The following is a 15262-nucleotide window of genomic DNA, read 5'->3' as shown; positions in this document are numbered from 1 at the left end:
TATTATAAAATATTCCTATTAGTCGAGTACGTGATTCTGTGAGTTGTAAATTCAAATTTTACTGCTAATTCTGAATATCCCGTGTTGGATATAGGGCAATAAAAAACCCCGCCGAGGCGAGGTCTGAGAATTCGATAAGCCTGTGACATTGCTATCACTCTTATCACAATAGCAGCATTTTTACGTACGTAAAGTTTTTTTTAGAAATTACTGCACAATTTATTCGAACTAATATTTTCTGGTTCTAGCTGGACATATTTGTCCATTTCCAATGGGACATCTAACATCATCAGCATGCCCTCAATAACCCCCTCTGCTTTTTGCAGTTTCTTACCGATGTGTCCATCCGAACAATGGTGATCACGGGCCAATTGCATAAACGTTTTACCGAATACGTAATAATCGAATAGCAAATTGTGATCCTCACTGTTCTTTTTATTCAGGGTTGCCATGCAGCCAGCGATAATAACGCCATCGTCATCACAACACTGCGGGCGTGATTTGATTTTATTGGGTATCAGTCCCTTAAATCCCGCCGCAATAGATGACCAATAAACATCCTCCCGATTATCTGCCGCCCATGCTCCCCAGCGCCCCATTACCAATTGAATATCACGCATTCGCACACTCTCCCACCAGATTCAGAATAATCCAGTCGGTCAGATCATTGTCATGGAACCGCTCTTCCTTCAGCACCCATTTACAGACATCGATAGCCTCTTGGCGACTGACAGGCTGAATAGTGGCCAGTTTCTCTTCGATGTAATCTTCCCGGTCATAGATGTGATACCGATCACTATCACCGTATCCGTCCGGATCGAGTTCTTTGGCGGCCACATCGCGCATCTGATATAACCAGCTCCAGTAAAGAAACTCACGCACGACATCAGACAAGGTGTGGGGTTCAGGAAGTTGTTCAGCAAAACCTTTCGCCGCTGCTTTGCGTAATGTCTCAGTTTCATTAATGCGGTCACCATACATACACCCTTCTGACAATTCTTTTTCGTTCCAGTAGTGGAAAGGTGCGTAAATATCTGCCAGCTCCCCCACCAGCATTAATTTTTCCGGTTCAGTCAGTTCCAGCGCGGCTTCGTAGCTGCCAAAAATCCCCCTGACGTTCGCCGCCCCACTGATTTGCTCCTTCGCTCTGTCAATATAGCTCTGAGGGTTATCCATACTCATGGTGCTAAATACCACCTGAAACGCATGAGCGCCTGACTTCATCAAGTAGTCAGAATATTTTTGCTGCGCCTCTTTCGGGGTAATTTTTAGTTTTTTCAGGGCAGATTCCGCTGCCTCAAGGTGCGCGGGCTCTACAGGGATTCAATAATAACAATTAACTTATTGTTTTTAATGTATTTTATTTGGTTCAATTATCTACCACACCCTCTATAATACCCCCATATTATTTTGTCTCTGTTTGCCTGATTTCTATCTGATCGGTACTACGGAGAGTAAGGTTTTCATTGCAGAAATATCATTAATAAAACGAATGTTGCTAAAATTGAAATAATAGTTTCAAGGCGGTCTATCTGTTATTTTATTAATATAGTGGCTCACCAGATTTCATTATGACCAAATTACAGCCATCGAGATAACGGTGAATGCTCAGCCAAATATTTATCTAAAGATTCATCATTAAGGATTTTAGCCTCAAATAATGGTTTATTTATTTCATTTAAAACCTTAAGATCCTCATGGCAACCTGTATTTTCAAAAAGAAATAGCAATGCTTTATCGATAAATTCAATTTCTCCAGAATCTTTAGCCTCCACAATCAAATGTATAACTCTAGTTTTGATTTCTTTACTTTTAAAATAGTAATTATCTTCGAGTGAGTGCTCATTAGCATAGAGATAATCTAATTTTTTAGATAAAAACTCAAAGTTTAAATAAAAATAATTATTCATTTTATAAATTCATATATTCAGGAAAAAATATTGCCATGAAAATAAAATTAAAAACTATAAATATTATTTATCCTCATGGCTTATTTCATTGAAACCAAACTATTCAGTAAGATCTTTGCGAGCCTTACGCTCAATAGGCTGACCATCATATGAATCAAAATAACGGCTAGGCCAGATTTCTGAAGGGTGTATTCCGAGATAATTCGCAATTATCCATTCACCTTTTGGCCAAGGCCTGCTGAGAGTATTGGCTAGTGTTGATGAACTTAATCCCGCTTCACGGGAGACTGCTGCTAAAGTAGTACCACGCTTACGTAATGCAGCAATAATATCAGCTTGATGCCAGTCTTTTTTAATATCAATCATTCCTGCTACCCCTTCCATTAATTAATATTGATGGTGGCGATTCAGACAGGGTTCGCGGACCGGAGATCAACCATTCCGGCAAGGCAATGCCTTCCCTGCCTGAACCACCATTGAAAAGGCGATAACAGGCACACTGGTAGAAATTTCCTACCAGTGGGTTGATCATTCAAGGCCGCGACGCCTTGACCATTGGATTGTGCCAATGGCGGAGTTACTTTAACTGATTGTTTTATCTAACTCAATAACTGAACTGCTAAGTTGAACGACTATAAACACGCTCAACATAACGTCCACGACCATCACCATGTCCCAAATCCATTGAAACCAACGCCCTTGCCTCCAGATAGCTAAAGCCATTTTGCTGATAAAACGCCAGTGCATCCTGCGCCCACGCATAGCGCAAACTATGGGGAGAATGGCAACCTTTTAAACCAATCTTTGTGGTATGTGTTCGCCAATAGTTCATGGCCTGCCTGAGATCCAGTTTCTCAATTAACCTGCCGCCGCGTTGCTCTGAAATGGCAATGGCCTGTTCTACAGCTTCTTTCACCGCCGCAACATCCAGTACACGGGTTTGCCTTGGTCGGCCGCCTTTTGTACCGAAAACAACATGCAATTTTGGCTCTGGTTGTTCTAATTGTTTTCGCCAGCTTTTCAATGACGCACTACACTGCACCGCTTCCTGAGAACGTAACCCCATCAATCGGGCAAGTTTCAGTGTGGCCGCAAATCCGGCATCACGTTCCAGTGCCTTCTGATAAACAACCTGAAACGTGGCATCAGGGATCGCCTGCTTTGTTCCCGCGCGACTGGCTCCACTTAATCCCAATGCCTGATTACTCAAACGCGGAGAAGTTTCCAGTTTCTCCCTGCCTGCCATGCGGAAGATATTACGCAGCGCAGACATCTCATTTTGCACCGTTCGTTTAGCAGCTCCCTGAGATAAACGGGCATCAACATAATATTCTACGTGCTTGGTTTTTAAATGGCTGAGACTTTTAACCTGAATATTCAGACTCAATAACAACGCGCCTAAACGCCCCGCAATCCGAATGCGGTCATGACAGGTTTTATGGCTGCCACCACCTTGACGGGCAAAAAACTTTAATTCCTTAATCAATCGACTCATCCGTTTCTCCTTACTTAACCTTTCAACATGATGCGATCTCTGGCGCGCGACAGTGCGGACAAAACAGGAAATGCTAGCTTTGTCCCTGACGGATATCTGTGCGCCAGAGTGAACGCGTGTTGAGGTATTGCGGGGTATCGGTTGAGTACGCGGTACTGCCGCCTGCATTAACAGGCCATCCCCACCGGCTAAAAGCCAGCCTCGATATCGTCAGGTTCTCCTTTTGATGATTTTCCAATCTATAAATGCAGTGTCAGATGCACTGTGTGGTTAAGCAGGCGTGAGCCTGTCATTGTCAGGTTTCCCTTTTGCTGCGGCGTCACTTTCAGCGGTAAACCGGCAAAAAGTGACGCCTTAAATCCGCAAACAGTCAGCAAAAGTCGTGCAAACGTTGAAATGCCAGCAGGCACAGCAAAACACCGCAAGGTGAAGTGTCAAACAGCAGTTATGAGTTGATTGTTTAGACACAGAAAAGGTGTCTGCTGAATATTTCAAACAGAAATCGTAACAGTATGAATGTGGTGAGAATAATTTTATGGTCTGACGTAAAGTGCATGATTCAGAATTCAATGCACTTAGGTAACAGCATAAAAACGCCCTTTTGGGGTATTTTTAGTTTAAAAAACCTTCATCGTTAGACAAGGGGTTTATGTCTGACAATATCTGCTTCCAAAGGTGCGCAGACGTACCGCAATACTTGCTCTCCCTTGCAGGCTACGGGAGTTTTTTTATTTTCGCTGAAAAGCGCTTTAATCCAATTTAGATTAACTGATTTTTATAGCCGTAGCAATAATAAAAGTTATGTGTTGAACTGCATTATTTATAATCAAGGTGAAAGTAATTTTCAATCTTGATTATAAATTATAATTATGGATTCATACCATCGAACGGTAGGATGAAGAAAGTTTCACATTTCTTTGATTCACAACCTAAAAATTTCTCAATATTATTATTCTTAAGTGTAATCACTCCTCCCCCATTAATATAAAAATCCCATATCTCATTGTTTATTTTTACCTTTCCATTTATATCACATGGAGTTTGATAGAAAGAACTATATGGAGAATAATCATATTCCCTGCTAATATTAAAAATATTATTTACATCCTCCTTACTTAAATTCCATTTTTTGCAGATATCAATAATATCTTTATTATTATTGGTTATCACCAACCCTGTTAAGCTAATTATTTCTATTTTGTTTTTCGAATAAACATAAGGACTAAATATCATTAGAATAAAGATTAGCACCTTCGCCTTCTGTTTTATAAGATATTTTATCATGCTCATATATATCACCATTATCTAAATTATAATTACATTTTAATAAACTAACTAATTTTTTAATTGATTCACTTTGTTGTGCAGTAGCTTGATCCCAAGTTTTAGATGACTTATTATAGCCTGCAACAACTTCAATTCCTACACTATCATCATTCATAGGGTATCTGTCAGGATATGCTTTTAATTTTTCATGGTCATGAATTTTTTTCGGATTCCATCCCCAACCTTTTATTTTTTTTGCTTCATCTGAATTACAATTATTTTCTGCTATACACTTAGATCTTATTTTTCCTATATGATATGTATATTGTTTTAAGCTAGCTGTTTGTTTTATTGTACCATCCTTATCTATAATAAAGTGTGTTCCAACTCCAGTTGATTTGAACGAAGATATAGCTGTTGACATACTTGAGCCTCCTGTTCTATGTAATACTATAGCATTTACTGTGCTCATTTCACCATGCTCTAAAGCATTGACTTCATCTTGAACTATATCAGTATTTTTAAAATACCCATCATCATTAACATATGGAACCTTACTTAATACATGCTTAACAAAATCCTCTCTCGCTTCCGGTGGTGGACATGTAGCACAGGCTTTACCCGCACTCCACGTGTTATTTTCATCATGTTCAGATAGTTTCTTTATTAACTCCTCTTTTTTGTTAAAGCAGATATTATCGTTAAGAGCTGTTAACAGTGTTTTTTCCTTTTCATTGATAGGTTCCATCTAATCTTCCTTTTGACGATAAATTAACTGAATTTAAGTAAGAAGCGCTAGTTAAATATAGTTCGTAAACTGTGTTTTTTGTATGAACTATAGTGTATTTATATGTACTTTTTCAAATATTCTCAGCCAATACTTACGCTACCTCCACCAATAACAATACCTCCACAATCAACGGCATCTCCCGTTCTAGCGGCAGGTTTTCCTTCAATAAACACAGATCCGGAACCTTCAGCTATCATTCGGGAATGTGATGAGTGAGATTCCAGAATATCACCTTGTCTGGCTATATAGACACCGTCTACCTTAACACTGCTGGCACCGGTAATTACAGGTGTTGCCGGGCAATCACCATGTTGTGTCCCCATATCACCGATTCTGACGGCATTTCCCATAATGTTTCTCCCCCGAATTAATTTTAATACATATATTGATTGTTATTAAATATTAAGAAGAAATTTATTGGCCCTATACCAGCCGGGAGTTTCATCATCAATAAGCCTGGTTAAAATTGATTTATCAAACTCATCAATATCGAAATTTTCTTCTCTGATCACTTTTTTAAGAATTTCTTCTATAGAACGCATATCTGTTATTTTTTCATCAAGCAGATAATCATAGAAAAAAGCTAAAAATGGCATTGAGTTGACTATACTTATGCTTTTTCTTAGTTCTGACAATTCGGATAACAAAATAGAATAAAGTTTTTGCAAATACTTCTCTTTTTGCTTTATTTCTATCAATTCATACTGTTCTTCGCTGATTTTAAAAATCTTATATCTTCCTTTAGCATTGTCGGGAAAAGGTTCTCTGATTTTGGCAAAATTATCCGTGCGTTCTTCTTCAAGATAAAGTGTCGTGACCTGCGTGATCGGCCCTAAAAAACAGTGTATCTCCCAGTCACTCAATACACCGAGAAAATCCCAGATGTTGCGCGGGTCATAAAAACGGAAAAAATACCGGTTTTTCCTGCTTAGGAAGCAGGACTTGCAGGTATTTCCGTAAATGCTGGCGCATGGTTTTCATATCTGCTGCACTCTGGACGAAAACTCCCCACGGGGTTTTTCGGCATTCCAGCCAGATTTTGACTTTTTCATCCACCTGTACCAGATAAGGGGCGATTTTAACCAGTTCTGGCTGGAGAGGTTCACCATAAAGACAGGCGGAAGGCGGGTCATAACGCTCCAGCATCAAAAACAGATCGGGTTCTGCGGCCCCATCAATAATGGCGTAAAGCTTTTCCTGACTCATTCCTGTTTCTCCTTCTCTTTCATTGGGCAGTGAGCGACAAACATCGAACCTTCACTTGCCGCTGCAAGCAGGATGGCGGGATTGGCTGGTGCCAGTAAATCACCGGGACTGCCACCGGAGTTCAGGTTGATGGCGGCACCTTTGATATCAATACCACCGGCATGAAGCACAACAAAATTTCCCCCGACACTCAGGGTAATTTTGCTGCCACTTTGCAAGGTCAGATCGCCCTGCGCATCTACACTGACTACCCCCTGAATTTTCTCAGCCAGATCGCCTTTGAGCTGTAGTGAGCGGTCACCGTCAATCTGTTCAAGATAATTGCCCGTAGTTTTATGATCCTGTTGACCTTCTACAGTTACCTTACGATTATTGGCTATCACCAGTTCATCGTCATGGCCGATACTGGTTGTGCGGTCATAGTTGATCCGTTCTCCGCGTGAATTGCGTACCTGAATGGCGAGGTTTTTCTGCGCGTGAATAAAGACCTCTTCGCGATCTTTCTCATCCTCAAAGCGCAGTTCATTAAACCCTTCGCCTTTATGCGTTTTAGACCGGATTGACATCTGGGTTTTCGCCATGGGCAGGCGGTTTGGCGGAATGTTGTTGGCATGATAAGCCCGCCCGACAATAATTGGTTGATCGGGATCGCCGTGGACAAAATCCACCAACACTTCGTGCCCAATACGGGGAATGGCGATCATACCCATTAATTGCCCTGCCCACGCCTGACTGACCCGCACCCAGCAGGAACTGCGGTCATTAAATTCACCGTATCTGTCCCAGTCAAACTGGATACGAACGCGCCCGTGTTCGTCACAGAAAATTTCTTCTCCCTCCGGCCCAACGACCGTGGCGATATGTGGACCTTCCATTTTGGGTTTTGGATAGGGGGAAGGGCGGTAAGAATTTTTTCGAGTGGTGAAGGTAAATTGGTTGGACAACCATGTGCCACCATCGCCGGATTGAGTCTCATCGGCCTGTGGTTGCCACCCGGAATGAGTAATCTGGACGAGTTGCCATTGGTCGTTGAACGTTTCTCTGGGGTGATCGGTCAGGTTAAACAATTGCCCCGGCCACATGGCAAAACAGTCACTATGACCATTGCCAAGCTGAGTATCCCGGCGCAGGTATTCCAGACGATACTGGCTTGCCCGCTGGCCTAAATCATCATCTTTAAAGCGGCTGGGGAAATCGTAATAATGATAGCTGTTCAGTATCCGCTGATTATCAAGGTGGCGCCCTTCATACCAGAATTCACGGTTCCAGCGTGGGTTCTTAAATGTTCTGTCTTTGGTAGTAATATTGGCAATACCAACGCGCTCTGACCAGCTAAATTGGTGAATACAGGTTGTTCCACCCGTGGCGTCAGATTCGGAGCGATAAGGGACATTAATGACCTGATTAAGGGACAGACAGGAATCGTGAAAAACAAGACGTTGTTCATGCTGTTCCTGATCAAAGGTGAAGTAGTAAAAAATACCCTCATCGGCCAGTAAGCGCTGGATAAAGGCCAGATCGCTTTCATCGTATTGTACGCAAAATTCCCGTGGCGGATGTTTATAGCCCAATGAAAAGAAAATGTTTCGCACGCCATTTTCCCTGAGCAGACTTTCCACAATATCCACAACGGACTGATTTTGGAAAATCCGGCTATTGACCCGTAATGATGTACGCCATAAAGGAGGCTGAAGAGTGATATGGTAGCGACTGCTGTGCCGCCCGGTTGAAAGCAGTGAAAAATGGGTTATCATCCCGGTGGTTTGGCGCTCAACCTGTCCGTTACGGTGTACGGCAAAAGCCGCATTTCTGTCAAGGACATCGGCAAAATTGATTTCCGGGGTTTTACAGGTCAGCGTGGCTTCCAGCCGAAAAGGGGTTGATAGCGCTTCATTGAGAGAAAAATCAACAACCGCGAAAGTTTGTTCGGGTAAATTTTCCGTAATTAATGTAAATCTTAACCCTGAGCGATCAAGTAGTTGGTTGATTTTATCCATTACCCTGCTCATTTGTATCCTCCATAATCTTTTGGTGTATCAATCCTTAGTGAATGCCTGAATAGTAAAGATAATGTAGTAATGAAATAACAATTGCCTATTTTAGGTACAGTGCAGAGTAGAATATAACAGAATTATTTATCTATTCTAGTAGGAATAAAAACACATCAAGAAAATTGTGATTAATGTCTATGACTAAATAAAATCAGATGATTACCTCATATTAATTTCGTGTAGTACAACAGATTAAAATTACACTGACGCGCTGCGCTTGTCTTCTCTGATTTGTCTGGCTAATACATTAACCAGACAAATCAGAGATCCTGAAAAATACCATACCCGCCAGAAAAACCATTTTTATTTAACCCCTCCCTATTAAAGAATTAGGGATAAAACTGTTCACCCTATTCACCTCTAAATATTTTTATTTAAATTCATATTGTTAAAGGATGATGACTTAAAATTAAACTCATCACCACTCTTCACTCAACCCTTCACCTTTAAATCAGAAAAAGGTGAACAGGAGTGAAGACTTGTGAACAGTTTAAAAATAACTATTCATCCTTTAATGCCTTGATATATCTAATTTAAATCATAGGGTGAACAGTAGTGAACACTTTTTACTATTTTTAGGGAATCTTTATCTGTGTGAAACAATTTATTCTTCTGGCAGGTTATTCTCTGTCAGTTTCGGCAGCCATTCGATGGCGGTGTCGATATTCAGATCCAGATTACTGCGAATGCCCTGTTTACTTTTCTTACGCAGGTAATGCTGGTTGTATTCAGCCAGTGCGCCGGGCATATCCATACCGAAGCGGGTCACGGAAACCGGTTTATTCAGGTTATTGCCTTTCATATAAGCAAGGTAAGCATGATAGAGGTATTTGCGGGGATTGAACGGCACGATTTCCGCATTGCCAATTAACAAACCATCAGCTTCATGAGAAGCCACCAGATAACCGCAAAAATCAACCAGCGGATCTGTACCGCGTTTGATATCCAAAGCCTCTTCGGATTTTTGTTGCTCTGCCAATAAACGCCTTGCAGTTTGTGGATCAGCAAACCGGTGAAGCAGTTGCCGGATAATGATAGGCAGTTCTGCCGCGATTTTGTCCCGCAAAAGCGGATCGCGTTCGTTTTCCGGCACGACTTCGGAGAAGTTGAAAATCACCCGACGCCGCGACACTCCGCCACTGCGATCACTGAAGCTCATGGCGTTATTGTTCACCGCCAGCACCACAGCCGGAATGCGGGTTGAATAGGGCTGTTTGTGCTTCGGGTCAATGGCGACTTCATCCCCGCCTGTAATGGCCTTGATACCGGAGCCATCGCCCACATAGCGGGTCTGGTCGGGCAGGATAATCAGCGAATATCCGACAATCAGCGCCCGTTCCCGTGGGTTTTCCAGTGCGGCCATACTGGCAGAAACCGTATTTCCTTTGCCTGCCAACATCGAGCAAACTTCAGCAAAGATGCTTTTGCCACTACCTCCGGCACCGGTGACTTCCAGAAATAACTGCCAGTCGCAACGGTTCGCCAGCACCATAAACAGCGCGGCCAGCACTCTCTCTGCTTTGTTTTCACAGTGTGCTGTTGCACGGTTAAGCCAGTGCCAGAACTGAGTTGCATGGTTTTGCAGGGTTTCCCCCGAAACAGGGGAATTGAATTCAACATCATTCGCGAGCAATAACCAGTCATGTTTGTAATGAGGCCTGAACTGACCGATTTTCAGATCAAATACCCCATTACGGAACCCGATTAAATGACGCTCTGGCGAGTTCATCATGGGAAGCTGTAATTTCAGAGCATCCACAGCAGAGCCAATGCCATGCGGTGAGTACGGCATTTTCTCTTCCATAAAAGCCGCCACCATTTCCCGCTGTAAATCGCGGTCACTGACCGGACACCAGACAATACCATCATAGTGATGAACGGTTTCCGAAGCACTATCCAGTGCCAAATCACCGTCATAACGTGCCAGTAATACTTCTCCGCGCTGACTGGCTCCCATCTGACATAAGGTTAGTTTTGACAATTCGGCATCCTTGGGCTGAATGACTGCTTTTTTCGTTATTGGTGCCGGTTGATAAAGCCCCTGAGCAAACGCCAGCTTTGCCGTTTCTACACCATACTGTTGGCGGTAGTCGTCCCAATCGGCTTTATGTTCTGTCGGCGGTAACGTGATCCAGCCATTCACCGCAATAGCCGCTTTTTCTGCCGAGATTTTGCCGGTATTCACTTTCGGTTTACCGTTTTTATCCAACTCATCGGGGTGATGCCCGTCGTTATCGGCGGCAATAATGATCTTCGTGCCCGGCCAGCGTTCCCTGACTGATTGTGCAACGGAGAGCAAATTGCCTGCATCCAGCGCCGCCAGAACAGCGCCTTTGCAGAATTGGTTAACTGTGAGTGCCGTGGCGTAACCTTCGGTAATTATGACCGTATTAGGATTCTCTTCCAGCGTTGATAAAGGAATAAACGCGCCTTTCTTCTGGCTGCCGGGGAAGAGTTTTTTCTCGCCATCCGGTTTGATGATCTGCGCACCTGTTACTTTTCCGTCCAGTGTTGCGAGTCGCAACACTGCCGAATTATCAGACAGCAGTCGCTGATTAGGGCAATGCAGCCCTTTGGCGGTCAGATAGGGAGATTGTCCGGCAACAGTTTGCGCCATCAGAGCTGCCACTCTGTCGGCAATTGGCTGTGTTGTTTGAATGGTTTTTCTGGCTGGTTTAGGTTCGGGCAAAGGTAATGACAGCGTACCCGCAACAACTTTTGCTGCCTCAAGAATTGATATACGGTTGGTTTTCGCTATTAAATCCAGTCCATCGCCATAGTTCGGAGTATCACACTGGCGACAATGCCAGTTGCCATGATGGTGATCGTCGATAAAGTGAAAACGGTCGGTGCCGCCGCAGACAGGGCAGGCACCATGTTTACCCTTGGCGGGAATATCGACGCCACACGCAGGCAGCAGATTTTCCCAATGATACATCGCGGATTTTTTCACGGACTGGATCAGATCGAGCGATTTTTGACGAGCTGTTTTATCTGAAAGTATAAATTTAGGGTGAGTTTGGGTATGCTGTATATCAGCCATTATCGTTACCTCTTATAACGGTTGTTGGTCAGACGCCTCAGTTGTGTTGTCGCACACTGGGGCGTTGTTTTTTATATTACGTGTCTTATGTCATGTTCTTTTCTGTGCTATGCCGCTCGTGATCCTGCGATACGTTGCGCAATCCAGTTATCAATTTCTGATTCAATAAACGCGATGGAACGGGAGCCGAGTTTAATTTGTTTCGGGAATTCCCCATCGCTAATCAGTTTGTAGATCCACGCCTTGCTATAACCCGTTCTGCGCTGAACTTCGGGCAAACGAATAAGATTTTCTTTCGGTGCTGTCATTGTCATATTATTTATCTCCTGTTACCGAGTCCTTGAGCGCTCATCGTGGACGTTGTTTGATGACAGGCGGATTATTTAAAAAGCAATATTAAATGAACAGCGTTAATTGTTTACTCCATTTGTGAAATTTATCGGTTTATAGAGAGTATCAGCACCCCAATTGTATGCTGTATGAAAATCGGTCACTGTTGGAGCCTCCAAAACAGCCTAAAAAACACCCACCTTCCATAGGCTGTATAAAAAAATAACTTTGTTGGCACTGCCAACACCGACTAAAAAAACACCATACACCTATGGCTTGTATGAAAAACAAGCGCTTGTGCCCCGGGCACAGATGTGTAAAAAATCACCGCATTTTTACGCCATTTTGCCAAATTTTCCGATCAGCACATTTTCACCGTGTTCCAGCATCTCCATATGATCCGCATACCATTGCAGCATTTCCCTGCGCCCCTCCAGATATTGGGCGTGGTTGTAGGTTCCCCGGATGCTGTTCTTATCAACATGGGCAAGCTGAGTTTCAATCCACGCAGTGTTATAGCCTTGTTCATGCAGGATAGTGCTCATGGTGTGGCGGAAGCCGTGGCCGGTTGCCCTGCCATCATAACCAATGCGTTTAATAACCTGATTAATGGCGGCCTCGCTCATCGGTTTCCCCGCATCATTACGTCCGGGAAAAACGTATTTCCCACGCCCTGTAATAGAGTGCAGTTTGATAAGAATGGCTTTAACCTGATTGGATAGCGGAACGATGTGAGGGCGGCGCATTTTCATTCGCTCAGCAGGTATCTGCCAAATATCCTTATCGAAATCGAATTCAGTCCATTCTGATTCTCTCAATTCGATGGTACGCACGCCGGTAAGCATCAGTAAACGTGTCGCGGATTGAGTCACTTCGCTTCCGCTATAGCCCGCCAAGGCGACGAGGAATCCATTCATTTGTTCGGCTAAAAGGTGTGGGAAATGTTTTTGTTTCGGTGCTTTAAGTGCGCTGGCAAGATCGGTAACGGGGTTGAACTCAGCCCGTCCTGTAATCACGGCATAGGTGAAAATTTGCCGACAGGCCTGTCTGGTTTTTTTTCAATTTATCCAAAACACCGCGTTGCTCCATTTTTCGCAGCACAGCCAACATTTCGGCAGGTTTAATCTCGGTAACAGCACGTTTACCAATATACGGGAAGATATCTTTTTTCAGGTATTCCAGAATGTCTTCGGCATACCCTTTTGACCAGTTGGGGCGTTTATGCTCGTGCCACTCAATGGCGATGGATTCAAAACTATTGCTGACTGCAAACGCTTTGGCTGCCTTTTCAGCTTTCTTTTCCTCTATCGGATCATTGCCATCCGATAACATCCGCCGTGCTTCGTTTCTCTTGGTTCTTGCGTCTGCGAGGGAGATATCAGGATATACCCCTAATGCGAGTAATTTTTCTTTGCCTGCGATCCGGTACTTCAACCGCCAATAGCGAGCGCCATTAGGGTTAACCAATAGGTATAGTCCGCCACCATCTGCAAGTTTATAAGGTTTTTCTTTCGGCTTTGCAGTGTCCACCTGTCGGGCTGTTAGCTTCATCTGGGGGTATCTCACTTCATTGAACCTGAACGTACCCCTAAATATACCCCCATCAGATCGTGGATTTCAACCTACCTGACTGGACTATAGAAGAACGAAAAAAGGCTAACAATGCGTATTTAGTGGGGTTTTGTGGACTTCGAAAGACGTTAAGATATTAAAGGATGGTACGCCCTACAGGATTCGAACCTGTGACCTACGGCTTAGAAGGCCGTTGCTCTATCCAGCTGAGCTAAGGGCGCATTGAGATGTGAAATTAAGAAGCACAATTAATGCAGGGGTGGATTATACGGGCATAATGGCTTGAGTCAATGACCTTTTAGCTCATATGTTCATTTTATGATTAATTATTAATAACTGACAGGTGATTCATGTTCTGACAAAATAGCTCGTGTTCCTATACTTGATGATGGAATCTTAAATATATGTCAGCAAAAATTATTGATGGGAAAACGATTGCGCAGACAATCAGAAACGAAGTTACAGAAAAAGTCAGGCAGCGGGTTGCTGCTGGAAAACGTGCCCCCGGGCTTGCCGTCGTTTTAGTAGGAGAAAATCCCGCCTCCCAGATTTATGTCGCGAGCAAACGCCGCGCTTGTGAGGAAGTTGGTTTTACTTCCCGCTCTTATGACTTACCAGACACCACCAGCGAAGCCGAATTACTCACCCTGATAGATAACCTGAACGAAGATACAGAAATCGACGGTATCTTAGTTCAACTTCCCCTCCCCGCCGGTATTGATAATGTTAAGGTACTGGAACGTATTCATCCCGATAAAGATGTCGATGGGTTTCACCCTTACAATATTGGCCGATTGTGTCAACGTGCGCCAAAGCTACGCCCTTGTACCCCACGAGGTATTGTGACGTTACTGGAGCGCTGTAATATCAATACCTATGGGCTGAATGCCGTTATCATTGGTGCTTCCAATATTGTCGGGCGTCCAATGAGCCTTGAATTACTGTTAGCAGGCTGTACCACTACGGTAACGCATCGTTTTACCAAGAACCTGCGCCAGCATGTTGAACAGGCCGATTTATTAGTCGTCGCTGTTGGTAAACCCAACTTCATTCCTGGTGAATGGATTAAACCCGGTGCAATTGTGATTGATGTCGGCATCAACCGTCTGGAAAATGGTAAAGTCATCGGAGACGTCGATTTCGATAAGGCATCTGAATGCGCAAGTTGGATTTCTCCTGTGCCGGGTGGTGTCGGCCCGATGACAGTTGCGACATTAATTCAAAATACCTTGCAAGCATGCGAGGAATACCATGATGTAGATACAACTGAAGGATACTGATGGAAATTTTTAATTTAGATAGTCACCCTTATATAGAACTGTGTGATTTACTGAAGTTTCAAGGGTGGTGTGAAAGTGGTGGTGCTGCGAAGACCGTGATTGCAGAGGGTTTAGTAGAAGTTGATTCTCAGGTGGAAACCCGCAAACGCTGCAAAATCGTCGCCGGGAAAGTCGTTACCTTTAACGGTGAATCTGTGCGCGTTGAAGGGTAGCTCAGTAGCATTAAGTCTCCGATAATATCCTTCGGAAAAACTGTACCTTATATTCTCTACGCATTTAAGGTGCAGTTTTTTATTTATAAACAGATTTCATTTTTTTA

Annotated in this window: 18 protein-coding genes, 1 tRNA gene and 1 pseudogene; 2 read left to right on the top strand and 18 right to left on the bottom strand. The window is 43.4% G+C overall.

Annotation, left to right across the window (positions count from 1 at the left end):
• Nucleotides 1–200: 200 nt before the first annotated feature.
• The 18 genes and pseudogenes from BDD26_RS09440 to BDD26_RS09370 form a co-directional block, all read right to left on the bottom strand.
• Nucleotides 201–620, bottom strand: a complete 420-nt coding sequence (locus BDD26_RS09440; protein ID WP_115826389.1) for an antiterminator Q family protein — start codon at nucleotides 618–620, stop codon at nucleotides 201–203.
• Entirely contained in the window at nucleotides 613–1182 is a 570-nt protein-coding gene (locus BDD26_RS09435; protein WP_211305460.1) for a hypothetical protein, read from the bottom strand. The genes BDD26_RS09440 and BDD26_RS09435 overlap by 8 nt, the downstream gene beginning before the upstream one ends.
• 398 nt (nucleotides 1183–1580) lie before the next feature.
• Nucleotides 1581–1910: a hypothetical protein gene (locus BDD26_RS09430; RefSeq protein ID WP_115826388.1), complete on the bottom strand. Its 330-nt coding sequence runs from the start codon at nucleotides 1908–1910 to the stop codon at nucleotides 1581–1583.
• A 99-nt stretch (nucleotides 1911–2009) separates the two neighbouring features.
• Nucleotides 2010–2276 (bottom strand): helix-turn-helix domain-containing protein, encoded by a 267-nt coding sequence (locus BDD26_RS09425; RefSeq protein WP_115826387.1) that lies wholly within the window; start codon nucleotides 2274–2276, stop codon nucleotides 2010–2012.
• Nucleotides 2269–2442 carry a hypothetical protein gene (locus BDD26_RS19520; RefSeq protein ID WP_155270992.1) on the bottom strand — a complete coding sequence of 58 codons (174 nt, stop codon included), beginning with the start codon at nucleotides 2440–2442 and terminating at the stop codon, nucleotides 2269–2271. The genes BDD26_RS09425 and BDD26_RS19520 overlap by 8 nt, the downstream gene beginning before the upstream one ends.
• Before the next feature lie 87 nt (nucleotides 2443–2529).
• On the bottom strand, nucleotides 2530–3405 hold the full coding sequence (locus tag BDD26_RS09420; protein ID WP_115826386.1) for an integrase domain-containing protein: 876 nt from the start codon (nucleotides 3403–3405) through the stop codon (nucleotides 2530–2532).
• A 73-nt stretch (nucleotides 3406–3478) separates the two neighbouring features.
• Entirely contained in the window at nucleotides 3479–3643 is a 165-nt protein-coding gene (locus BDD26_RS19515; RefSeq protein WP_170140388.1) for a hypothetical protein, read from the bottom strand.
• 1 nt (nucleotide 3644) lies between these two features.
• Nucleotides 3645–3815 (bottom strand): hypothetical protein, encoded by a 171-nt coding sequence (locus BDD26_RS19510; protein ID WP_170140387.1) that lies wholly within the window; start codon nucleotides 3813–3815, stop codon nucleotides 3645–3647.
• Nucleotides 3816–4272: 457 nt separating this feature from the next.
• A complete protein-coding gene (locus BDD26_RS09415; protein WP_147299008.1) occupies nucleotides 4273–4656 on the bottom strand; it encodes a hypothetical protein in 384 nt (127 codons plus the stop codon).
• Nucleotides 4628–5419 carry a peptidoglycan recognition protein family protein gene (locus tag BDD26_RS09410; RefSeq protein WP_115826384.1) on the bottom strand — a complete coding sequence of 264 codons (792 nt, stop codon included), beginning with the start codon at nucleotides 5417–5419 and terminating at the stop codon, nucleotides 4628–4630. Before BDD26_RS09410 ends, BDD26_RS09415 begins: the two co-directional genes overlap by 29 nt.
• 122 nt (nucleotides 5420–5541) lie before the next feature.
• Nucleotides 5542–5811 carry a PAAR domain-containing protein gene (locus BDD26_RS09405; RefSeq protein WP_115826383.1) on the bottom strand — a complete coding sequence of 90 codons (270 nt, stop codon included), beginning with the start codon at nucleotides 5809–5811 and terminating at the stop codon, nucleotides 5542–5544.
• Nucleotides 5812–5856: 45 nt separating this feature from the next.
• The gene (locus tag BDD26_RS09400; RefSeq protein WP_115826382.1) at nucleotides 5857–6324 is read right to left on the bottom strand and encodes a hypothetical protein; all 468 of its coding nucleotides are present in this window, start codon (nucleotides 6322–6324) and stop codon (nucleotides 5857–5859) included.
• Nucleotides 6325–6355: 31 nt separating this feature from the next.
• On the bottom strand, nucleotides 6356–6667 hold the full coding sequence (locus BDD26_RS09395; protein WP_115826381.1) for a DUF4123 domain-containing protein: 312 nt from the start codon (nucleotides 6665–6667) through the stop codon (nucleotides 6356–6358).
• Complete coding sequence (locus tag BDD26_RS09390; protein ID WP_244922694.1) at nucleotides 6664–8676, bottom strand: type VI secretion system Vgr family protein; 2013 nt, start codon at nucleotides 8674–8676, stop codon at nucleotides 6664–6666. The genes BDD26_RS09395 and BDD26_RS09390 overlap by 4 nt, the downstream gene beginning before the upstream one ends.
• Nucleotides 8677–9322: 646 nt before the next feature.
• Complete coding sequence (locus tag BDD26_RS09385; RefSeq protein WP_115826380.1) at nucleotides 9323–11761, bottom strand: toprim domain-containing protein; 2439 nt, start codon at nucleotides 11759–11761, stop codon at nucleotides 9323–9325.
• A 107-nt stretch (nucleotides 11762–11868) separates the two neighbouring features.
• Nucleotides 11869–12075: a helix-turn-helix transcriptional regulator gene (locus BDD26_RS09380; RefSeq protein WP_012987855.1), complete on the bottom strand. Its 207-nt coding sequence runs from the start codon at nucleotides 12073–12075 to the stop codon at nucleotides 11869–11871.
• Between the two features lie 351 nt (nucleotides 12076–12426).
• Nucleotides 12427–13642: pseudogene (locus BDD26_RS09375) on the bottom strand (tyrosine-type recombinase/integrase).
• Between the two features lie 165 nt (nucleotides 13643–13807).
• A tRNA-Arg gene (locus tag BDD26_RS09370) sits at nucleotides 13808–13884 on the bottom strand.
• A 183-nt stretch (nucleotides 13885–14067) separates the two neighbouring features.
• Here BDD26_RS09370 and folD point away from each other — a divergent pair.
• Nucleotides 14068–14943, top strand: coding sequence for a bifunctional methylenetetrahydrofolate dehydrogenase/methenyltetrahydrofolate cyclohydrolase FolD (gene folD, locus BDD26_RS09365; RefSeq protein WP_038268334.1), 876 nt, complete (start codon nucleotides 14068–14070; stop codon nucleotides 14941–14943).
• Nucleotides 14943–15155 carry a ribosome-associated protein YbcJ gene (gene ybcJ, locus BDD26_RS09360; RefSeq protein WP_038268330.1) on the top strand — a complete coding sequence of 71 codons (213 nt, stop codon included), beginning with the start codon at nucleotides 14943–14945 and terminating at the stop codon, nucleotides 15153–15155. Before folD ends, ybcJ begins: the two co-directional genes overlap by 1 nt.
• The last annotated feature ends 107 nt before the right edge of the window (nucleotides 15156–15262 follow it).

This window comes from Xenorhabdus cabanillasii (assembly GCF_003386665.1).
Classification (GTDB): domain Bacteria; phylum Pseudomonadota; class Gammaproteobacteria; order Enterobacterales; family Enterobacteriaceae; genus Xenorhabdus; species Xenorhabdus cabanillasii.
Note: the sequence above shows the minus strand (reverse complement) of the source record. Positions and strands in the feature narration are given on the sequence as shown.